19 protein-coding genes are annotated in these 21397 nt (G+C 65.8%); 11 read left to right on the forward strand and 8 right to left on the reverse strand.

Annotation, left to right across the window (positions count from 1 at the left end; all coding sequences use genetic code 11):
• Nucleotides 1-3: 3 nt before the first annotated feature.
• Genes AB3X96_RS17440 through AB3X96_RS17455 form a run of 4 tightly spaced genes read right to left on the reverse strand, consistent with a single transcriptional unit; the run spans nt 4 to nt 4235 of the window.
• A complete protein-coding gene (locus tag AB3X96_RS17440) occupies nt 4-711 on the reverse strand; it encodes a heme-copper oxidase subunit III family protein (RefSeq protein WP_368590658.1) in 708 nt (235 codons plus the stop codon).
• On the reverse strand, nt 708-1319 hold the full coding sequence (locus tag AB3X96_RS17445) for a cytochrome c oxidase subunit 3 (protein WP_368590659.1): 612 nt from the start codon (nt 1317-1319) through the stop codon (nt 708-710). Before AB3X96_RS17445 ends, AB3X96_RS17440 begins: the two co-directional genes overlap by 4 nt.
• Nucleotides 1316-3076 (reverse strand): cytochrome c oxidase subunit I, encoded by a 1761-nt coding sequence (gene ctaD / locus AB3X96_RS17450; protein ID WP_368590660.1) that lies wholly within the window; start codon nt 3074-3076, stop codon nt 1316-1318. Before ctaD ends, AB3X96_RS17445 begins: the two co-directional genes overlap by 4 nt.
• Nucleotides 3077-3089: 13 nt before the next feature.
• Entirely contained in the window at nt 3090-4235 is a 1146-nt protein-coding gene (locus AB3X96_RS17455; RefSeq protein WP_368590661.1) for a c-type cytochrome, read from the reverse strand.
• Nucleotides 4236-4567: 332 nt separating this feature from the next.
• Between AB3X96_RS17455 and AB3X96_RS17460 the strand changes: the two genes are divergently transcribed.
• Complete coding sequence (locus tag AB3X96_RS17460) at nt 4568-5077, forward strand: hypothetical protein (RefSeq protein ID WP_013089052.1); 510 nt, start codon at nt 4568-4570, stop codon at nt 5075-5077.
• Nucleotides 5078-5240: 163 nt separating this feature from the next.
• Here the strand turns inward: AB3X96_RS17460 and AB3X96_RS17465 are convergent, their stop codons facing one another.
• A complete protein-coding gene (locus tag AB3X96_RS17465) occupies nt 5241-6506 on the reverse strand; it encodes an MFS transporter (protein ID WP_368590662.1) in 1266 nt (421 codons plus the stop codon).
• Nucleotides 6503-7483, reverse strand: coding sequence for a PRC-barrel domain containing protein (locus tag AB3X96_RS17470; RefSeq protein WP_368590840.1), 981 nt, complete (start codon nt 7481-7483; stop codon nt 6503-6505). The genes AB3X96_RS17465 and AB3X96_RS17470 overlap by 4 nt, the downstream gene beginning before the upstream one ends.
• A 540-nt stretch (nt 7484-8023) precedes the next feature.
• Here AB3X96_RS17470 and AB3X96_RS17475 point away from each other — a divergent pair.
• The gene (locus tag AB3X96_RS17475) at nt 8024-9421 is read left to right on the forward strand and encodes an NCS2 family permease (protein ID WP_368590663.1); all 1398 of its coding nucleotides are present in this window, start codon (nt 8024-8026) and stop codon (nt 9419-9421) included.
• 179 nt (nt 9422-9600) lie between these two features.
• Nucleotides 9601-10347, forward strand: coding sequence for a DUF899 domain-containing protein (locus tag AB3X96_RS17480; protein ID WP_368590664.1), 747 nt, complete (start codon nt 9601-9603; stop codon nt 10345-10347).
• 91 nt (nt 10348-10438) lie between these two features.
• Here the strand turns inward: AB3X96_RS17480 and AB3X96_RS17485 are convergent, their stop codons facing one another.
• Entirely contained in the window at nt 10439-10621 is a 183-nt protein-coding gene (locus tag AB3X96_RS17485) for a hypothetical protein (protein ID WP_176108988.1), read from the reverse strand.
• A gap of 144 nt (nt 10622-10765) precedes the next feature.
• A complete protein-coding gene (locus AB3X96_RS17490; RefSeq protein ID WP_368590665.1) occupies nt 10766-11668 on the reverse strand; it encodes an NAD-dependent epimerase/dehydratase family protein in 903 nt (300 codons plus the stop codon).
• Nucleotides 11669-11772: 104 nt separating this feature from the next.
• Here AB3X96_RS17490 and AB3X96_RS17495 point away from each other — a divergent pair, with 104 nt between their 5' ends.
• From AB3X96_RS17495 to hutG, 8 genes are all read left to right on the forward strand, one after another.
• Nucleotides 11773-12696 (forward strand): LysR substrate-binding domain-containing protein, encoded by a 924-nt coding sequence (locus AB3X96_RS17495; protein WP_368590666.1) that lies wholly within the window; start codon nt 11773-11775, stop codon nt 12694-12696.
• A gap of 273 nt (nt 12697-12969) precedes the next feature.
• Nucleotides 12970-14490 carry a histidine ammonia-lyase gene (gene hutH, locus AB3X96_RS17500; protein WP_176108986.1) on the forward strand — a complete coding sequence of 507 codons (1521 nt, stop codon included), beginning with the start codon at nt 12970-12972 and terminating at the stop codon, nt 14488-14490.
• Between the two features lie 25 nt (nt 14491-14515).
• Nucleotides 14516-15211: a histidine utilization repressor gene (gene hutC, locus AB3X96_RS17505; RefSeq protein ID WP_176108985.1), complete on the forward strand. Its 696-nt coding sequence runs from the start codon at nt 14516-14518 to the stop codon at nt 15209-15211.
• A gap of 90 nt (nt 15212-15301) precedes the next feature.
• Nucleotides 15302-16990, forward strand: a complete 1689-nt coding sequence (gene hutU, locus AB3X96_RS17510; protein ID WP_368590667.1) for a urocanate hydratase — start codon at nt 15302-15304, stop codon at nt 16988-16990.
• 29 nt (nt 16991-17019) lie between these two features.
• Entirely contained in the window at nt 17020-17646 is a 627-nt protein-coding gene (locus AB3X96_RS17515; RefSeq protein WP_368590841.1) for a HutD family protein, read from the forward strand.
• An 84-nt stretch (nt 17647-17730) separates the two neighbouring features.
• A complete protein-coding gene (gene hutI, locus AB3X96_RS17520) occupies nt 17731-18960 on the forward strand; it encodes an imidazolonepropionase (RefSeq protein ID WP_368590668.1) in 1230 nt (409 codons plus the stop codon).
• A 20-nt stretch (nt 18961-18980) separates the two neighbouring features.
• On the forward strand, nt 18981-20366 hold the full coding sequence (locus AB3X96_RS17525; RefSeq protein ID WP_368590669.1) for a formimidoylglutamate deiminase: 1386 nt from the start codon (nt 18981-18983) through the stop codon (nt 20364-20366).
• A gap of 49 nt (nt 20367-20415) precedes the next feature.
• Nucleotides 20416-21228 carry an N-formylglutamate deformylase gene (gene hutG / locus AB3X96_RS17530; RefSeq protein ID WP_368590670.1) on the forward strand — a complete coding sequence of 271 codons (813 nt, stop codon included), beginning with the start codon at nt 20416-20418 and terminating at the stop codon, nt 21226-21228.
• Nucleotides 21229-21397 lie beyond the last annotated feature (169 nt).

The following is a 21397-nucleotide window of genomic DNA, read 5'->3' on the forward strand; positions in this document are numbered from 1 at the left end:
GCCTCACCACAAATAGAACAGCGCAAAGATGAACACCCACACCAGGTCGACGAAGTGCCAGTACAAGCCGGCAATCTCCACGATCTGGAAGTTGCCGTGCTCGGTGAACCCCGGCTGCAGGATCTTGCGTCTTATCAGCAGCAGGTAGATCACGCCGCAACTCACATGAAAGCCGTGGAACCCGGTGATCATGAAAAAGCACGCGCCAAACTGCGCCGCGCCCAGCGGGTTACCCCAGGGGCGGATACCTTCATGGACGATCAGCTTGGTCCATTCGAAGGCCTGCATCGACACGAAGGTCGCGCCCAGCAGCGCGGTCGCCAGCAACAGTTGGGCGGCGCGCTTCGCGTTGCGCCGGTAGCCAAAGTTGACAGCCATCGCCATGGTGCCGCTGCTGCTGATCAGGACGAACGTCATGATGGCGATCAGCAGCAAGGGCACATCCACGCCGAAGACAGTGAGCCCGAACACCTTGGAAGGGTCGGGCCACGGCACGGTGGTCGACATGCGCACCGTCATGTAGCCGATCAGGAAACTGCTGAAGATGAAGGTGTCCGACAGCAGGAAGATCCACATCATCGCCTTGCCCCACGGCACCTTGAAGGCCTCGCGGTCGGCCGACCAGTCCGTGACGATGCCGCGCCAGCCGTCAGGCCCGGCGTCGGGGGGCGGGGTGACAGCGGATTCGGTCGGGAGCGTGGGCGTGGTCATGGCGCAGCTCCATACAGCGGCCCGCAGATGGCGGCGACGAACCCAGGGGTGATCCACCACATCGCCGCCAGCAGCACGAGCCAGACAGCCAGCAGGAAATGCCAGTAGATGGCGCACAGCGCGATGGCACGCTGGGTCCGGAACGGGTTCCCACGCTGCAGACGCGCGATCGTCACGGCCCAGGCCACCAGCCCGCCCAGCACATGCAACCCGTGCAGGCCGGTGAGCAGGTAGAGGAAGCTATTGGAAGGATTGACGGTGACAGTCTGCCCCGCCGCCGACAGCATGCGCCACGCGGTCAGTTGTCCGATCACGAACACGGCCGCGAGCACACCGCCGGACAGCAGCCACGCCGCGCGGTGCATGGTAATCCGCCGGGCGCGCTGCATGGCGATGCTTGCCAGCACCAGCGCGCCGGTGTTCCACCACAGCAGCGCCGGATGCGGGATCGGCTGCCAGTCGGGCTCGCGCATGCGCATCGCATAGGCGAGCAGCAGCAGTGAAAACAATGTCGTTGCCACCGCCATGAAGATGATCAGGCCGATGCGGCTCGCATTCGGCAAGACAGGTGGCGCGTCAGGAACGAAGGAGCGGCGCAGTGTAGTCATTCGTTTGCCTCGCCGGGTTGCAGCGTCGGGTGGGCCGGTGCCGGTTCGGGCGCCGTCTCGGGCGGCTGGTTTTGCGGGACGAAGTCTTCCGCGCGCCCCGGCGGGCTGTATTCGTACGCCCAGCGGTAGACGACGGGCTGCACGGCGCCCCAGTTGCCGTGCACGGGCGGCGTTTGCGGCGTCTGCCATTCCAGCGTGGTGGCGCGCCACGGGTTGCCGTCGGCACGCTTGCCGCGCACGAGGCTCCACACCAGGTTGTACAGGAACAGCAACTGCGCCGCCGCAACGATCAGCGCAACGATGGTGATGAACGTGTTGAGCGTCTGCGCCGAATGCGGAATGAAGCTGTAGCCCTCATACTGGTAATAACGCCGCGGCATGCCCAGGATGCCGAGATAGTGCATCGGGAAGTAGATCGCATAGGTGCCGACGAAGGTAACCCAGAAGTGCACGCGCCCGAGCGTGTCGTTGAGCATGCGGCCCGTCACCTTCGGAAACCAGTGGTAGATGCCGCCAAACACCACCAGGATCGGCGACACGCCCATCACCATATGGAAGTGCGCCACCACGAAATAGGTGTTCGACAGCGGAATGTCCACGCTCACGTTGCCGAGGTAGAGCCCGGTTAGCCCACCCAGGACGAAGGTGCTGATGAAGCCGATGGCAAACAGCATCGGCACGGTCAGGTGGATATCGCCGCGCCACAGCGTCAGCACCCAGTTGTAGACTTTGAGAGCGGTCGGAACGGCGATGATGAGCGTGGTCGTGGCAAAGAAGAAGCCGAAGTACGGATTCATGCCGGCGATGAACATGTGGTGCGCCCAGACCACGAAGCTCAGCGCACCGATGATGATGATGGCCCACACCATCATCCTGTAGCCGAAGATGTTCTTGCGCGCGTGGGTGCTGATCAGGTCCGACACGATTCCAAAGGCCGGCAGCGCGACGATGTAGACCTCCGGATGCCCGAAGAACCAGAACAGGTGCTGGAACAGCAGCGGGCTGCCGCCGGCATGCTTGAGCGTCTGCCCCATCGACACCACGGCCGGCACAAAGAAGCTGGTGCCGAGTGTCCTGTCGAGCAGCATCATCACCGCCGACACGAACAGCGCCGGAAACGCCAGCAGCGCCAGAATGGTCGCCGCGAAGATGCCCCACACCGTGAGCGGCATGCGCATGAGCGTCATGCCGCGCGTGCGCGCCTGCAGTGTGGTGGTGACGTAATTCAAGCCGCCCATCGTTGCCGCGACGATGAAGATCGCCAGCGACACCAGCATCAACACGATGCCCCATTCCACGCCCGGCGTGCCCGGCAGGATCGCCTGGGGTGGATACAGCGTCCAGCCCGCGCCGGTCGGCCCACCTGGCACGAAGAAGCTCGACACCAGCACCAGCACGGCCAGCAGGTAGACCCAGTAGCTCAGCATGTTGAGAAACGGGAACACCATGTCGCGCGCGCCCAGCATCAGCGGGATCAGGTAGTTGCCGAAGCCGCCCAGAAACAGCGCCGTCAGCAGGTAGATCACCATGATCATCCCGTGCATCGTGACGAACTGGTAGTAGTGGTTGGCGTCGATGAAGCTGAACTTGCCCGGAAAGCCGAGCTGCAAGCGCATCAGGTTCGACAACACAAGGCCGACCAGGCCGATGGCGATGGCCGTCAGCGAGTACTGCACGGCGATGACCTTGTGGTCCTGGCTCCAGACATACCGGGTCCAGAAGCTTTGCGGGCCGTGTTCGGGGTGCGCGTAGGTCATTGCGTCTGCTCCGCTAGGGTTGGGCTGCGCTGGTGGCGGCCGAGCCGCCTAGCGATTGGATGTAGGTCACCAGCGTGGTCAGCTCCTGCTCGCTCAGGTCGAACTTCGGCATGATGGGTGCGAAGCCCTTCACGACGCGGGCCGTCGGGTTGCGGATGAAGGCGCGCAGATAGGCTTCGTCCACCTTCGCGGTGCTGCCGTCGGCCATCGTTTCGGTCTTGCCGTACAGGCCCTTCCAGGTGGGGCCCACGCGCGGACTGCCGTCCACGGTATGGCAGGCGAAGCAGCCCTTGGCCTCTGCGAGCGTCTTGCCCTGGTTAGCGAGCGCCTGGGCGCCGCCGCCTGCAGCGGCGGTTGCGGCCTGCACCCGGGCCTGCTGCTGCGCGAATGTGCTCTGCTGCGCCAGCCAGCGCGAGAACGATGCTTCGTCTTCTACCACCACCACGCCGCGCATGTTGGCGTGCCCGAGACCGCAAAGCTGCGCGCACAGAATGTCGTAACGCCCGGCCCTGGTCGGCGTGAACCAGAAGGTGGTCACCATGCCGGGCACGATGTTCATGCGCGCGCGGAACGGCGGTACGTAGAAGTCATGCAGCACGTCGCGCGACCGTGTCAGGACCTGGATCGGCCGGTTCAACGGCAGGTGCACCTCGGGTGTCTCGATCAGGTAGTTGTCACGGCCGTTGGGGTCGCCGGGGTTCATGCCGAAGGGGTTGTCGTTGCTGATGTAGCGCACGTCCGTCGTGCCCAGCTTGCCACCGGGGCCCGCAAAGCGGAAGCGCCATTGCCATTGCTGGGCGAATACTTCCATCTGCAGCACGTTGGACGGCGGCCGTACGTAGTCCGCGTAGACGAAGAGTCCCGGTGCCAGCAACGCTGCCACGCCTACCGAGGTCAGGCCGATCAGCCACCATTCCAGCCGCCTGTTGTGCGGCTCGTAAACAGCGCGATGACCTCTGCGATGGCGGTAGCGCACCAATGCGATCACGATGAACAGGTTGATCGCGATGAAGAACACGCCGGTAATGACGAGCGTGATCGTCAGCATGTCGTCCATGCGGACCCAGTTCGAGGCGATCGGCGTGGTCCACCACGGGCTGGCAAAGTGAAACCCCACCGCCAATACGATGATCAGGAACAGGGCAATCGCAAGCGACATAGGTCACCTCGCTGCGCGTCACTCGCTGGGAGCCGCTAACAAAAGGCTCCGGGCGTCGGCGCCGCCTTGCCGTACTTCGGTACTGTCCGCGCCGGCACGTCTTTAGACCAAAGGTAGTCCTCTCCTCTGCATCGTGCAAGGCTGCGCAAGGGGGAAGTGCGCCCCACGTATAGGGCGGATGAATGGAGGAGTCGCTTGCTGCGATGCAATGCAAAACGGCCGCCTCGTGCATCGATTTCCCCAGGCCACCTACGCCTCCCGATGGCACGCGGCAGGGGTACGATAAACAGCATCGACCCGTTGGGGGACTCCTTGATTGATGGAGAGCCGACATGAGACGTCTTTATTTCCTCGTACCTGACACGACGACGGCGAAGGCGATCGTAGACGACTTGCTGCGGGCGCGGATCACATGGCGACATATCCATGTCCTCGCGAATCACAGTGTCGCACTCGAACAGTTACCCGAGGCATCCTTACTGCAAAGCAGCGACGTGGTGCACTCGCTCGAACGCGGCGTGGCGCTCGGCGGTGCGACCGGCGCGCTTCTCGGCCTCGTGGCACTGGTGTTTCCTCCCGCGGGGCTCACGATCGCGGGCGGAGCCGTCGTCGCATTGACGTTGACAGGTGCCGGCTTCGGGGCCTGGACGGCCACGATGATCGGCGTCGACGAACCGAACGCACGACTCGAGCGCTTTCGTGGCGCCATACGTGACGGCCAGATCCTGATCATGGCCGACGTGCCTGGATCGCGCGAACAGGAGATCGAGCAGATGGTCGCGCATCATTTTCCGAAGGCCGATCTCGAAGGTGCGGAGCCGACGACCCCGATCTTCCCCTGAGAAGCAGTCGAGACGAGGCCATCGGTGCCCCTTGCAGTGAAGCCTTCAGAGGGGAACCGTGAGGTTTGCAAGAAGGCGAGCCGCAGCCTTGTTTCGTCACGTTCCGGACAGCCATGAACCTTGCCGCACGACGCCCCCGGAATGGTTCAGCACCTGACGCGCCTCACCGAGCCGCCGACTTCCCACGCCCGGGCACCGCCGCGCCATTGCCATCGCCGTTGCTCGCCGCCGCCACGCGCGTCTCGGGCATCGCCGCCCACACCAGCAGCACCGCGAGCGCACCGGCCGCCGCGAGGCAGAAGAAGCTCACCATGTTGCCGAAACGATCGGCGACGAAGCCCGCCGCCGTCGTGCTCAGCGTCGCGCCGATGCCGGCCGCGAGTCCGAACAGGCCGATACACAGGTTGTAGCGGCCCTTGTCGCCGGCGACGTCGGCGGCGATCAGCGGCAGCATCACGCCGAATACCGCGGCGCTCAAGCCGTCGAGCATTTGCACCGGCACCAGCAGATAAGGGCTGCTGATGCCCGCGAACAGCAGCGCGCGGATCGGCAGTGCGGTGAAGCCGAGCAGCAGGATCGGCCGGCGGCCCCAGCGTTCGGCCGAGCGTCCGACCCACGGCGACATCATCGCGACGATCGCCTGCGGCACGATGATGCACGCCGCGATCACGAGCTGCACGTTGTCGCCCATGCTGGCCGTCACTTCGCCGGCTGCGAGGTTCAGCATCGCCGCGTTCGACAGATGGAACAGCACGATGCACGCGGCGAACAGCAGCATGCGCCGGTCGCGCAGCAGCTCGCGCAGGCTTTCGCGGCGCTCGAGCTGCTCAGGGGTGGGCAGCGCTTGCGGCAGCTCGATGGTGTCGGTGCGCTGGATCATAGAGAGCGCGATCAGCGCGGGAACGGCGAGACCGGCGGTCAGAAAGAACACCGCGCGCGGCGAGTAGTACTCGCCGAACAGACCCATCAGACCGGCCGCGACCGCGCTGCCGATCGACGCCCAGCGCGCGTTGCGGCCGAGCCGGTCGCCGAGTTTCGCGCGACCCACCAGCGCGAACGAGATCGCCGCGAGCGCCGGCGTCAGCATGCAGCTCGCGAAGCCGTGGAACACCTCGGCGGCGATCACCGGCAGCAGGGTCGGGCTCATCGCGAGCAGCATCGCGCTCAGGATGATCGCGGTGATCGCCCATGCGGCCGCCGCTTTCTTGTTGCGCAGCGCGTCGACCGCGGCGCCGCCGGGCACCTGGCTGACCATCGCGCTGATCGTGCCGACCGACAGCACCATGCCGATCTCGCCCTGGGTCCATTTGTGCGACGCGAGGTACGACGCGATGAACGGCCCGAAGCCCGTCTGCACGTTGGCGACGAAGAAGTTGAGCCAATCGAGCGCGCGCAGACTTCGCGCCGTGACCTGAGTGCGGACCGTCATCGGACCGCCCGTGCGTTGGAAACCGCGACGGCCGACGCGGCCGGCGGCGCCGAGGCCGCCGGCGCGGCGCTCGCGGCAGGCTGCGCAGGCGGGGCCGGTGGCGGCGCGGGCGACACCGCGCGGATCGGCTTGTCGGCCACATAGGGCGGCGTCGCGTTGATCTGCGCATCGCTCAGCTCGAGCTGCGGATGCAGCTCCTTGTCGCGCGTGACGAAGCGCAGCGCCGACCAGTTCGCGGCGATCGTGCGCCGGTCGGTGCTGACGATGCCGCCGACGTCGAGCACGACCGCCTGCGGCTGCGCGTAGCCGTCGATCAGCACGTCGACCACGCGGCCCACCTTGGCGCCGTTCGCGCGCTCGACGGTCGCATCGAGCAGCGCCAGCTCCAGCGCGTTCGTCTTGTTCGCGGCGGCCGGCACTGCCGTCGCGGTGAGTGTGATCGGCGCGCCCTTCGCGGTCGGGGTGAAGTGGAACGTGCCCCACGGAAAGTTCACCTTGCGATCTCCGACGCCGAGGAAGCCCTGCAGATTGACGACCATCTCGCGCGGCTTGCCGGCCGCGTCGGTGGTCATGTCGATCGCGCGGCCGACCACCTTGCCGTCGGGCTTCTGCACCGGGCTGTCGAGCAGCGCGCGCGCGTCGCTGCGCTCGATCGTGCGCAGCACGATCAGCGGTGGCGGTGGCGGGGGCGGCGGCGGCGGAGCCGGCACGACGACGGGCGGCGGCGGTTCGACCTTGTGCGGCTTGACGACCGGCTTCTTCGGCTTCTTCGGCTCCTCGGGCCCCTCGTTCGCCTCGGTCTCGACCGGCTCGGGCGCGGACGCGGCGACCGGCGGGCTCGCCGGCTCGACCGGCATCACCCGCGCGTCGACGATCGGCGCCTGCTGCGTACCCCACAGCAGGCTGCTGCAACCGGACAGCGCGGCGAGCGCGAACAGCGCGGCCACGGTGCATAGCCAGCGAAACAGTCGAAGCATCTCCAGCGAATCAGGCGAATCGAGCGGGCCAAACGATCCAAGCGGTGCAAACGGGACAATCGGCAGGCGCCCGGCGGGGCGCGGAAAACCGCCAGTCATCAGGAAAAACTCCACGGGCAGGTGCGGACGGGCGCGATGAGCCGCCGCGGTTGGAATGGGGTACGGCCCAGAGTTTAACCTGCGCTGCCGCGCGGGCAGGCTTTCACGGACTGGCTTGCAGGCGTTTCGCCGATGCTCTGGCGATATTGCGCTGCACGCCGCGTGCCTGCAACGCGATCGCCGAAGTGGGTTCGGCGCGTTTCGCGGCCGCTCGAATGCCCTAGGTGTAAACGCGCGCAGTGCTGGCGCGAGCGACCGTCGCGCAAAAGTTATAAGTCGCGCGACATGTCCGGCATGCCATACATGCGATTGGACGCATAGTTCTCTTCACCTACATTTCGACTCAGAAAAGCATTACCCACACCAACAAATCCACGAGACGAACCTGATGACGGCCGCGCTGGCGGCCGTTTCAGCGCGCTGATAAAGGAGGCACTCATCATGATGGAACCCCAGGCCCTCGCGAATTCCGACGTCGCGAGCGAATCCTTCGAAACCGAATCATTCCGCGGTAAGGGCTTTATCGACCGCTACTTCGACATTTCCGCGCGCGGCAGCACGCAGCGCCAGGAGATCGTCGCGGGCATCACGACCTTCCTCGCGATGGTTTATTCGGTATTCGTCGTGCCGGGCATGTTCGGCAAGGCGGGCTTCGATACCAGCGCGGTATTCGTCGCCGTGTGTCTGACCACCGCGTTCGGCTCGCTGCTGATGGGCGTGTGGGCGCGTCTGCCGATCGCGATCGGCTGCGCGATCTCGCTGACCGCGTTCACCGCGTTCGGCCTCGTGCTCGGCAAGGGCCTGCATCCGAACGTCGCGCTCGGCGCGGTGTTCCTGATGGGCGTCGTGTTCACGACGATTTCGGTGACCGGCGTACGCTCGTGGATACTGCGCAATCTGCCGACCGGCATCGCGCACGGCACCGGCATCGGCATCGGCCTGTTCCTGCTACTGATCGCCGCGAACGACGTCGGCCTCGTCGTCAAGAATCCGGGCGCGGGGCTACCGGTGTCGCTCGGCAATATCACGGCGTTGCCGGCGCTGATGTCGGTGGCCGGACTCGCCGCGATCTTCGGGCTGGTGCGGCGGCGCGTGCCGGGCTCGATCCTGATCGTGATCGTCGCGATCTCGGCGATCGGGCTCGCGATCGACCCGGCCGTGGCGTTTCACGGCGTGTTCGCGGTGCCGTCGTTGAGCGCGCCGGGGCACGCGTCGCTGATCGGCGCGATGGACGTGAAGGGCGCGCTGTCGATGGCGGTGCTGCCGAGCGTGCTCGCGCTCGTGATGACCGCCGTGTTCGACGCGACCGGCACGATCCGCGCGGTCGCGGGCCAGGCGGGACAACTCGACGAGAACGGCCGCATCATCAACGGCGGGCGCGCGCTGACCGCCGATTCGCTGAGTTCGATCTTCTCGGGCCTGCTCGGCGGCGCGCCGGCGGCAGCGTATATCGAATCGACGGTCGGGGTCGCGGCGGGCGCGAAGACCGGGATGGCGGCGGCGGTCGTCGGTCTGCTGTTTCTGGTCGTGATGTTCTTCTCGCCGCTCGCCGCGCTGGTGCCTTCCTACGCGACCGCGCCCGCGCTGATGTACGTGGGGCTGCTGATGCTGTCGAACGTCAGCAAGCTGCATATGGACGACATGGTCGACGCGATGGCCGGGCTCGTGTGCGCGGTGTTCATCGTGCTGACCGCGAACATCGTGACCGGCATCATGCTCGGCTTCGCGACGCTCGTGATCGGACGCGTCGTCAGCGGCGAGTATCGCAAGCTCAATGTCGGCACCGTGGCGATCGCGGTGGTGCTGGTCGGGTTTTATCTCGGCGGCTGGGCGATCTGAGTTTCGTTGCAGGCAGTCGTGGTTCTCCACCTTGACGCGGTGCGTCGCGGTTCGATCCGCGGCGTGCCGCGTATCTTTTTGGCCGGTCCCTGGTGCCCACCTGTCCTTGACTTCCGCGCCGGCGCTTCTAAACCATAACCTTATGGTCAAGACCTGCATGCGCAGGAAAGGAGACGCAGATGGAACCGCAACATCGCATCGGCAGCCGGGAAGAGTGGCTGGCCGCGAGCCGCGCGCTGCTCGCCGACGAAAAAGCGCATATGCGCGCCGGCGACGAACTCGCGCGCAAGCGCCGCGAATTGCCATGGGTCAAGGTCGACAAGCTTTATACGTTCGATACGCCTGATGGCCGCAAGACGCTCGCGGAACTGTTCGACGGCCGCAGCCAGCTGATCGTTTATCACTTCATGCTGGGCCCGGACTGGGAGGAGGGGTGCGTCGGCTGCTCGTTCCTGTCGGACCATATGACCGGCATTCTCACGCATCTGGTTCATCACGATGTCAGCTATGTGACGGTATCGCACGCGCCGCTCGAGAAGATCGACGCGTTCAAGCGGCGCATGGGATGGACCTTTCCATGGGTGTCGTCGAGCGGCAGCGATTTCAATTTCGACTATCACGTGTCGTTCACGCCCGAGCAGCTGGCGAGCAAAAAGGCGTTCTACAACTTCACCGAGCAGGACGTCGGCATCGACGAACAGCATGGCCACAGCGTGTTCTACAAGGACGAAAGCGGCGACGTGTACCACACGTACTCGTGCTACGCGCGCGGCGACGAGCGCTTCGTGAACACCTACGCGCTCTTGGACATCGCGCCGAAAGGCCGCAACGAGCAGAGCAATCTGACCGACTGGGTCAGGCATCACGACCGCTACGACGATCACGCGCGCGCGGCTTGCCCGGCCTGCGGATCGTACACGGTGTGAAGTGGTGAAGCGGGTGGACGCAGAGGGCGAGGGGCGCGCGCCGCGCTGGCAGGCGCGCCGCCTTCGCGCCGTATGAGCGCTGCAAAGCGCGTTACAGCGCCATCTCGAAGGCGGGTTTGAGGAATAATTCCATCGCCATCACGATGAGGCTCATCGCGGCGGCGGCCAGCGTCAGAACGCCGTATTCGTCGTAGCGCGTGTCGTACAGACACGCGACGACGAACAGAATCGCCATCAGATTGGTCAGCCAGTCGAAGTTCAGCGCGAAGCTCATCGGTCGAATCGGAGCGGGGATGCGACGGTGGAATCGCACCGTCAGGTGCTCGCGATTCTAGCGAAATGAGCTTACGGATTCGCAACGGCCGCGCTTACACAGTTTACGGCCAGTGACGCGCGCAAAGCTCCGTCAGATGGCGCTTTACGGCACCATCATGTCGCGTTCGATCCATTCGATCACCGACGTGCGCCGCGGCTGCCAACCAAGCAGCCTGCGCGCGCGCTCGCCGCGCACGCGGCTATTCGAGCCGAGACCGTACGAGGCCATTTCGTAGCCCCATTCCTGTTTCGCGTCTTCGAGCGGCCAGTTTTGCGGCGCGCCGAGCTTCATCGCGCGCGCGATCGCGGTGCTCATGTCGCTAAACGACGCTTCGCCGCTTTCGACGAAATAGAACGTGCCGGCAGGGGTTTTATCGAGCGCGAGACGATACAGCTCGGCGACGTCGTCGATATGCACGTTCGACCAGATGTTGCCGCCGCTGCCCACATGACGCACGACGCCGCTCTTTTGCGCCTGGCGCACGAGGCGCGGCAACTGCACGCTCGCGCTGCCGGCCACCGCGCCGTGACCGTAGATCAGCGTGTTGCACAGCACGGCCGAGCGCACGTTGCGTTGCGCGGCATCGAGTACCAGCTGATCGATCGCGACGCGCGCGGCCTTGTCGGCGCTCGGGGTGGGCAGCGCGTCTTCGTGATAGATGCGTGCTTCACCGGCTTCGCCGCCCGACGCATCGCCGACGATGCTCGACCCGCTCGTGTGCAGGAACACCTTGCCCGAACCCGCGAGTCCGTCGATCAGCGCGCGCACCGCGCCTTCGTGATCGCTGCTCGCGGCGTTGATCACCGCGTCGGCCGCTTGCGCTTCGGCGATCAGCAACGCGCGGTCGTCGAGCGTGCCGACGACCGGCTCGATCCCGAGCCGTTGCAGCTCGGCGCTGTGTTCGGGCTTGCGGATCAGCCCGCGCACCACATGACCGGCGCGCGCCAGATGCGCCGCGATCGAGCCGCCGATAAAACCGCTTGCGCCAGTAACGAAAATCTTCAAGACGTTCTCCTGAGGGAAATGCTGGGACAAGTGCGCAGTATCGCTCGCGCGGATTCTCGCAAAAAGCGTGTTAGTCTCAAATCAATCTTGATTTGAAATCAACAATGAAAACCTCCACCGACGAATTGCTGGTGTTCGTCACCGTGATCGACAGCGGTTCGATCACGGCGGCGGCCGAGAAGCTGGGGCAGACCGTCTCCGGCGTGAGCCGCGCGCTCACGCGCCTCGAACAGAAGCTCGACACCGCGCTGGTGCGGCGTACGACGCGGCGTCTGCATCTCACCGAGGAGGGCGACGCGTTCCTGCGGCGCGCCCGCGCGATTCTCGACGCGCTCGAAGAGGCCGAGGAGTCGGTCGCGCGCGGCCGCCAACGGCCGTCGGGGCGCTTGCGCGTCGATGCGGCGTCGCCGTTCATGCTGCATTGCGTGGCGCCGCATATGACCGCGTTTTCGGCGCTGTATCCGGAGATCCGGCTCGAACTGACCAGCAACGAGCGGATCGTCGATCTGCTCGAAGAGAAGGTCGACATCGCGATTCGGATCGGCGCGCTGCAGGATTCGACGCTGCATGCGCGCGCGCTCGGCGAGAGCAGGCTGCGCGTGCTTGCGAGCCCGGCGTATCTGGCCGAGCACGGTGAGCCGAGCACGCTCAATGCGTTGCGCACGCATCGGCTGATCGGCTTTACGGCGCCTGAGCATCTGAATCGCTGGCCGTTGAGGGAAAGGGGCCGGGGAACGAAGCGCGTCAAGGGGCAACGGGACGAAGCCGCGCTGCTGAAGATCGAACCGTCGATCACCGCATCGAGCGGCGAAACCTTGCGGCAACTGGCGCTGTCCGGCTGGGGCATCGCCTGTCTGGCCGACTTCATGACCGCCGCCGACGTGCGCGACAACCGCCTCGTGCCGATTCTCGACAACCTGCTCGTCGACGAACGGCAAGCCGTGCATGCGGTGTACTACCAGAGCGCATCGCTCGCGGGGCGCGTGCAGTGCTTCCTTGATTTCATCGCGGCGCGGGTCGAGCTCTGATCCGCGTCGCGGCGCCTTCTCTCCTATAACTCAGATATCGGCCGGGCCGCGCCGCAAAGGTGTATATACAACTGTAGGTTAAGCCACAGAGCCTACGCCGGCCCGTGCGTCCTGCATCCGCCGCATGCCGACGCGCGGCCACACCTGCCGATCTTGCGCGGAATCCTGCGGCAAATAATGGAAATCCCCAGGCACGGAATTTTGAAAAAGAAGTTGTATATACAAGGCCCGCCGGCTAGACTTATTTGAACTTGTATAGACAGGACGACAACCATGATTCTGAAGCCCGGCTACCTGACCCTCCCGCAACTGCGCCAGATCGCACGCGAGCAGGTCACCCTGCAACTCGATCCCGCGAGCCATGCCGCCATCGACGCGTGTGCGCAGGCCGTCGCCGACATCACCGCCAAGGGCGAGCCGGCTTATGGCATCAACACGGGCTTTGGCCGCCTCGCCAGTACCCACATCCCGCGCGATCAGCTCGAATTGCTGCAACGCAATCTGGTGCTGTCGCACGCCGTCGGCGTCGGCGAGCCGATGTCGCGCCCGGTCGTGCGTCTGCTGATGGCGCTGAAGCTCTCGAGCCTCGGCCGCGGCCACTCGGGCATCCGCCGTGAAGTGATGGAAGCGCTGATCGCGCTGTTCAACGCCGACGTGCTGCCGGTGATCCCGGTCAAGGGTTCGGTCGGCGCATCGGGCGACCTCGCGCCGCTCGCGCATATGTCGGCGATCCTGCTCGGCGTCGGCGAAGTGTTCGCGAAGGGCGAGCGCATGCCGGCCACCGAAGGCCTCGCGCTCGTCGGCCTGAAGCCGCTCACGCTGCAGGCGAAGGAGGGTCTCGCGCTGCTGAACGGCACCCAGGCGTCGGCCGCGCTCGCGCTCTACAACATGTTCGCGATCGAAGACCTGTTCCGCACGGCGCTCGTCGCCGGCGCGCTGTCGGTCGATGCGGCGATGGGCTCGGTCAAGCCGTTCGATGCGCGCATCCACGAACTGCGCGGCCATCAAGGCCAGATCGACGCGGCGGCCGCATATCGCTCGCTGCTGCAAGGCTCGGCGATCAACGTGTCGCACGCCGATTGCGACAAGGTGCAGGACCCGTACAGCCTGCGCTGCCAGCCGCAGGTGATGGGCGCGTGTCTCGACCAGATGCGTCAGGCCGCCGAAACGCTGCTGAGGGAAGCGAACGCGGTTTCCGACAATCCGCTGATTTTCCCGGACACCGGCGAAGTGCTGTCGGGCGGCAACTTCCACGCCGAGCCGGTCGCGTTCGCGGCGGACAACCTCGCGCTCGCCGCGGCGGAAATCGGCGCGCTCGCCGAGCGCCGCATCGCGCTCCTTATCGACGCGACGCTGTCGGGCCTGCCGCCGTTCCTCGTCAAGGATGGCGGCGTCAACTCCGGCTTCATGATCGCGCACGTGACGGCTGCCGCGCTCGCGTCGGAGAACAAGACGCTCGCGCATCCGGCCTCCGTCGATTCGCTGCCGACATCGGCGAACCAGGAAGACCATGTGTCGATGGCGACGTTCGCCGCACGCAAGCTCGGCGATATCGCCGACAACACCGCGAACATCCTGTCGATCGAATTGCTCGCCGCCGCCCAGGGCGTCGATCTGCGCGCGCCGCACAAGACCAGCCCGAGCTTGCAGAAGGTGATGGACCTCGTGCGCAAGGACGTCGCGCACTACGAGCTCGATCACTACTTCGCACCGGATATCGCGGCGGTCACGAAGCTCGTGCAGGCCGGCGCGGTCGCGAAGCTGAGCCCGTTCTCGTTCGTGTCGGAACAATGAGTCGTCGAGAGCGCGGATCACGACAATGAACGCACCCGCTTATCAGGGCATCAAGGACTTCATCCTCGCGCGCATTCATGCGGGCGAGTGGGCCGAAGGCGACCAGGTGCCCTCCGAAAACGAGCTTGCGCGCGAGTTCAGCGTCGCGCGCATGACGGTCAACCGCGCGTTGCGCGAGCTGACCTCGGAGCAGGTGCTCACACGCGTACAAGGCTCGGGCACGTTCGTCGCCCGGCCCAAGTACGAGTCGACCCTGGTGGCGATCCGCAGCATCTCCGATGAAATCGTCGCGCGCGGTCACCGCTATCAGGCGAAGGTGCTGAACATCGGCGCCAGCATCGCCGATGCGGCGCTCGCCGAAGAGATGCAGGTGAGCGCGGGCAGCCCCGTATTTCATTCGCGTCTGCTGCATTTCGAAAACGACGAGCCGGTGCAGTTGGAGGAACGCTGGGTCAATCCGGCCGTCGCGCCCGAATACGGGCTGCAGGACTTCACGAACACCACGCCGAACCAGTACCTCGTGCGCGTCGCGCCGCTGCAGCGCGTCGAGTACCGCATCGAGGCGCTCGCCGCCGACGACATCACGCGCGAGCTGTTGAACATGAGTGAACGCGAGCCGTGTCTGGTGCTGCACCGGCGTACGTGGTCGCAAGGCGAGGTCGCCTCGATCGCGAATCTGTGGCATCCGGGCACCCGTTACCGCTTCACTGGGCATTTCTGAATTTGCTTTTTCGCGCCTTCTCGCGCTTTTTCGCGCCTTCTCGTTTCCGCCGAATCTTTATCGAACATCTTCCGCATTCCGAGGGACACCATGAACAATCCGAAACACATCGATCCGCGTCTTGATCCGACTCGCACGATCCGCGCACCGCGCGGCGCGGAAAAGACCTGCAAGACCTGGATCGCGGAAGCCGCGTACCGGATGATCCAGAACAATCTGGACCCCGAGGTCGCCGAGCACCCGCACGCGCTCGTCGTGTACGGCGGCATCGGGCGCGCCGCGCGCAACTGGGATTGCTTCGACCAGATCCTCGCGTCGCTGAAGGACCTGAACGAAGACGAAACGCTGCTGATTCAATCGGGCAAGCCGGTCGGCGTGTTTCGCACGCATGCGGACGCGCCGCGCGTGCTGCTCGCGAATTCGAATCTGGTGCCGCATTGGGCGACCTGGGAACACTTCCACGAACTCGACCGCAAGGGCCTGATGATGTACGGCCAGATGACGGCGGGCAGCTGGATCTATATCGGCAGCCAGGGCATCGTGCAGGGCACCTATGAGACCTTCTTCGCGGTCGCGAACCAGCACTTCGACGGGAAGCCTGCGGGCCGCTGGATTCTGACCGGCGGCCTCGGCGGCATGGGCGGCGCGCAGCCGCTCGCGGCGACGATGGCGGGCTTCTCGATGATCGCGGTGGAATGCGACGAGACGCGCATCGACTTCCGTCTGAAGACGCGCTATGTCGACAGGAAAGCGAAGACGCTCGATGAAGCGCTCGCGATGCTCGACGAAGCGAAAAAGGCCGGCAAGCCGATCTCGGTCGGCCTGCTCGGCAATGCCGCCGACGTGTTCGCCGAGTGCGTCGCGCGCGGCATCACGCCGGATTGCGTGACCGACCAGACCAGCGCGCACGATCCGATCCACGGCTACCTGCCGCAAGGCTGGACGGTGGAAGCCTGGCGCGAGCGTCAGAAGACCGCGCCGGACAGCATCGTCACGCCGGCCAAACAGTCGATGGCGAGGCAAGTGCAAGCGATGTTGACGCTGCAGGAACGCGGCGCGGCCACGCTCGACTACGGCAACAACATCCGTCAGATGGCGCTTGAAATGGGCGTGGAAAACGCGTTCGACTTCCCCGGTTTCGTGCCGGCGTATATCCGCCCGCTGTTCTGCGAAGGCAAGGGCCCGTTCCGCTGGGTCGCGCTGTCGGGAGACCCCGAGGACATCTACAAGACCGATGCGAAGGTCAAGGAGCTGATCCCCGACGATCCGCATCTGCACAACTGGCTCGACATGGCGCGCGAACGCATCGCGTTCCAGGGTCTGCCCGCGCGGATCTGCTGGGTCGGCGTGAAGGATCGTTATCGTCTCGGCCAGGCGTTCAACGAAATGGTCAGGAACGGCGAGCTGAAGGCGCCGATCGTGATCGGCCGCGATCATCTCGACACGGGCTCGGTCGCGAGCCCGAACCGAGAAACCGAATCGATGAAGGACGGCTCGGACGCGGTCAGCGACTGGCCGTTGCTGAACGCGCTGCTCAATACCGCGGGCGGTGCGTCGTGGGTGTCGCTGCATCACGGCGGCGGCGTCGGCATGGGCTTCTCGCAGCACTCGGGCGTCGTGATCGTCGCGGACGGCACCGAAGCCGCGCACCAGCGCCTCGGCCGTGTGCTGCTGAACGATCCGGCCACCGGCGTGATGCGTCACGCGGATGCCGGCTATGAACTCGCGCAGCAGACCGCACGCGAGGCGGGTCTCAATCTGCCGATGCTGGGACGCTGATCGTGACCCGGGCCCACCACGCGGGCGACATGGCAAGCGTCACGCTGATTCGCGGCGCCGAGCTCGTGGCGGCGCCGTGGAAAAACGGCGGCGGCGTCACGCGCGAAGTCGCGGCGTTTCCGTCGCCAGGCGGCGGGCAGGGTGCGGGCGCCGACTTCGTGTGGCGTGTGAGCGTCGCCGATGTCGCGCAGGCCGGGCCGTTCTCGCGCTTCGACGGCGTCGACCGGACGCTCGTGCTGCTGTCTGGCGCGGGCATGCTGCTCGATGAGCTGGGCGACGCGGGCGTCATGTCGACGCATGTGCTGCGGCAGCCGCTCGACGTCGCGCGCTTTAGCGGCGAGACGCGCATCGACGCGCGTCTCGTCGCTGGCGCGACGCGCGACTTCAATCTGATGGTGCGGCGCGACGTGGCGCAGGGCGAGCTGGACGTGTGGCGTGTCGGCGCGAAGCAGGACGCGCCGCGCGTGCTCGACGGCGACGTGGCGCTGCTGTTTTGCGCGGGCGGCGCGGTCACGGTCGCGCACGCGGCGGACTACGCGCAAGCGGTGCGGCTCGACACCGGCGATACGCTGCGCGTCGACGGGCCGAACGCACTCGCTTGCACGCTAACGGGGGACGGCGCGGTGCTCGCAATCACGATCCGCTACACGCGATAACGATTCATACGTGATGCGGCATTGCAAGCGCTCCATCACGGCCAACCCATCCACAGACACGCAACGAGCGGCAAAGAGCACGCGATGAAGCAAACCGTCTGGCATCACCTGAATTTGTGCCCGCAGGGCGATCCTCGCCACACGCTCGCCGATGCCGCGATCGCCGTCGAAGACGGCCGCATCGCGTGGCTCGGCGGGTTCGCCGAGTTACCCGCGCAATACGCCGGATGGCCGCGCGAAGATCTGCGCGGCGCGTGGGTGACGCCGGGCCTGATCGATTGTCATACGCACCTCGTGTATGGCGGCCAGCGCGCCGACGAATTCGCACAGCGCCTCGCGGGCGTCAGCTACGAAGAAATCGCGCGACAGGGCGGCGGGATCGTGTCGACGGTGCGCGCGACGCGCGCGGCGGACGAAGCGTCGCTGTTCACGCAAGCGGCGGCGCGGCTCGAACCGCTGCTCGCCGAAGGCGTGACGGCGATCGAAATCAAATCGGGCTACGGTCTCGATCTCGCGAGCGAGCGCAAGATGCTGCGCGTCGCGAGACAACTCGGCGAGCGCTATCCGGTCACGGTCTATACGACGTTTCTCGGCGCGCACGCGCTGCCGCCCGAATTCGCGGGCCGCGCCGACGCGTATATCGACGAAGTCTGCAACACGATGCTGCCCGCGCTAGCGGATGAAGGCCTCGTCGATGCGGTTGACGTGTTCTGCGAGCGCATCGGTTTTTCGCTGGAGCAAAGCGAGCGAGTGTTCAACGCGGCCGCGCACTACGCGCTGCCAGTCAAGATGCACGCCGAGCAGTTGTCGAATGGCGGCGGCGCCGCGCTCGCGGCGCGGCACGGCGCGCTGTCGGCGGATCACCTGGAGTTTCTCGACGAAGCCGGCGTCGCCGCGATGAAGGAAGCGGGCACCGTCGCGGTGCTGCTGCCGGGCGCGTACTACTTCATCCGCGAGACACAGTTGCCGCCGCTCGAACTGCTGCGGCGCTACGAGGTGCCGATCGCGATCTCGACCGACAGCAACCCGGGCACGTCGCCGGCGACTTCGTTGCTGCTGATGATGAACATGGCGAGCACGCTGTTTCGCATGACCGTGCCCGAGGTGCTGCAAGGCGTCACCACGCATGCGGCGCGCGCGCTCGGCAACAGCGATCGGCACGGCGCGCTGCAGGTGGGTCGCGCGGCCGACTTCGCGGTGTGGTCGGTCGATTCACTGGCCGAGCTCGCTTACTGGATTGGCCGGCCGGTGTGCGCGCGTGTTGTGCGCGCGGGCAAAACCGTTTATACGCGGCGCGGGTCGAGTGTGACCTGAACCGAACCGGAACCTGAGAGATGACGCAATCCAATCAATCGCTGTTCGCCGCCGACGCGTATCTGCCCGAGGGCTGGCGCCGCAACGTGCTGCTCGAATGGGACGCGCGCGGCACGCTGAGCGCCGTCACGCCGGATCGACCCGAAGCGCCGGCCGGTATGCCGAAAGCGGCTGGCCCGCTGATGCCTGGCATGCCCAACCTTCACTCGCACGCGTTTCAGCGCGCGATGGCGGGGCTCACCGAATATCGCGCCAACGCGACCGATAACTTCTGGTCGTGGCGCGACCTGATGTATCGCTTCGCCGCGCGCATCACGCCGGAAGGCCTCGCGAGCGTCGCGCAGTGGCTCTACATCGAAATGCTGAAGGCGGGCTATACGTCGGTGTGCGAGTTCCACTACGTGCATCACGCGCAGGACGGCCAGCGCTACGCGAATCAGGCCGAGCTTGCTCAGCGCGTGGTCGATGCGGCGGCGGCGAGCGGCATCGGCATCACGATGCTGCCGGTGCTGTATCAGTACAGCGGCTTCGGCGCGCGCGCGCCGCGCGAGGATCAACGGCGCTTCATCAATACGCCGGAGAGCCTGCTCGATCTGCTCGGCACGTTGCGCGCTGCGCGCCCCGAACATGCGGCACTGCGCTACGGTGTGGCGCCGCATTCGCTGCGCGCGGTATCGGAAGCATCGTTGCGCGCGCTGCTTGGCGGCATCGATGCGAGCGCGCCCGTGCATATCCATATCGCCGAGCAAACCGCCGAGGTGGACGCGTGCATCGAAACCGAAGGCGCGCGGCCGGTGCAATGGCTGCTCGATCGTTTCGAGGTGGATAGCCGCTGGTGTCTCGTGCACGCGACCCATGTCGATCCGCATGAAACGCTCGCGCTCGCGAAAAGCGGCGCGGTCGCGGGTCTGTGTCTGACCACCGAGGCCAATCTTGGCGACGGCATTTTCCCCGCGCACGACTATCTGGACGCGCACGGCCGCATCGGCGTCGGCTCGGATAGCCATATCGGCGTCGACTGGCGCGCCGAATTGCGTCTGCTCGAATACGGCCAGCGTCTGACGCGCCGGCAGCGCAACGTGCTGGCGTCGGCGCAGGCTCCGCATGTCGCGGACCGCCTGTATGCGGCCGCGCTCGACGGCGGTGGGCGCGCGACCGGCCGCGCGGTCGGCGCGTTGCAGCCCGGCCATCGCGCGGACTGGCTCGTGCTCGACGCCGCTCATTCGAGCATCGCCGAGCACGAGCGAGAAGCGTGGCTGTCGGGCGTTGTATTCTGCGAGCACGGCGATACGCCGATCCGCGACGTCTATGCGGGTGGCATCAAGGTCGTTGACGATCGCCGGCATCGCGACGAAGAGCGCGCATATGCGCGCTATCGCGCGGCGCTCGCGGAACTGCTCAAATAACGGCGATGACCACGAACCGATTCTCCGATCCCACTGATTCCGGACTGACATGACTGCTTCGAACCACACGCCGGTTTTCTCGCTGCATCAGGGAAGCCTGCCGCTGCTGATCTCGATCCCGCATCTGGGCACGCAAATCCCCGCCGACATCGCCGCGACGATGACGCCGGTCGCGCAACGCACCGACGATTGCGACTGGCATCTCGATCGCCTGTACGCATTCGCGAAGGTTCTCGGCGCGTCGTTCCTGACGCCGACCTACGCGCGCTACGTGATCGACCTGAACCGTCCGCCCGACGGCGCGAACCTGTACCCGGGGCAGGACACCACGGGTCTCTTGCCGGTCGATACGTTCGACAAGGAGCCGCTCTATCGCGACGGCCATCTGCCCGACGACGCCGAAGTCGCGCGCCGGCGCGATGCGTTCTGGAAGCCGTATCACGACGCGCTCACCGGCGAGATCGCGGCGCTGAAGGCGAAGCACGGCAAGGTGCTGCTGTGGGAAGCGCATTCGATCCGCTCGCGCGTTCCGCGATTTTTCGACGGACGTCTGCCGGACTTCAACTTCGGCACGTCGAACGGTGCGAGCGCGGCGCCGGGACTAGGCGACGAACTGGCCGCGCTGGTCGAGCGCCACGGTGGCTATACGGCGGTCGCGAATGGCCGCTTCAAGGGCGGCTATATCACGCGCCAATATGGTCAGCCCGAGCAGGGCGTGCATGCGGTGCAACTCGAACTGTCGCAGATCACGTACATGGAAGAGCGCTTGCCCTATGCATACGATGAAGACCTCGCCACGAAGGTCGCGCCGTTGCTCGAAGCGCTGGTGACGACGGCTCTCGCTCGCGTGAAAGCAGCCTGACGCAAAGGTGACCTGACGGGGGCCGTGAAGGCGGCGTCGGCGTGCATCGCTTAGCGGATCGCGAAGGTGTAACAGCATGTGTCCGTGATTGCATATCGGCGCGATCATATGGAATGGTTTGGGCGTCGAGCGCGCAAAGCGTATCGTGCGCCGGCTGTTTCACGACGCG

This window comes from Paraburkholderia sp. BR13439, assembly GCF_040948805.1.
GTDB classification, from domain to species: Bacteria; Pseudomonadota; Gammaproteobacteria; order Burkholderiales; family Burkholderiaceae; genus Paraburkholderia; species Paraburkholderia youngii.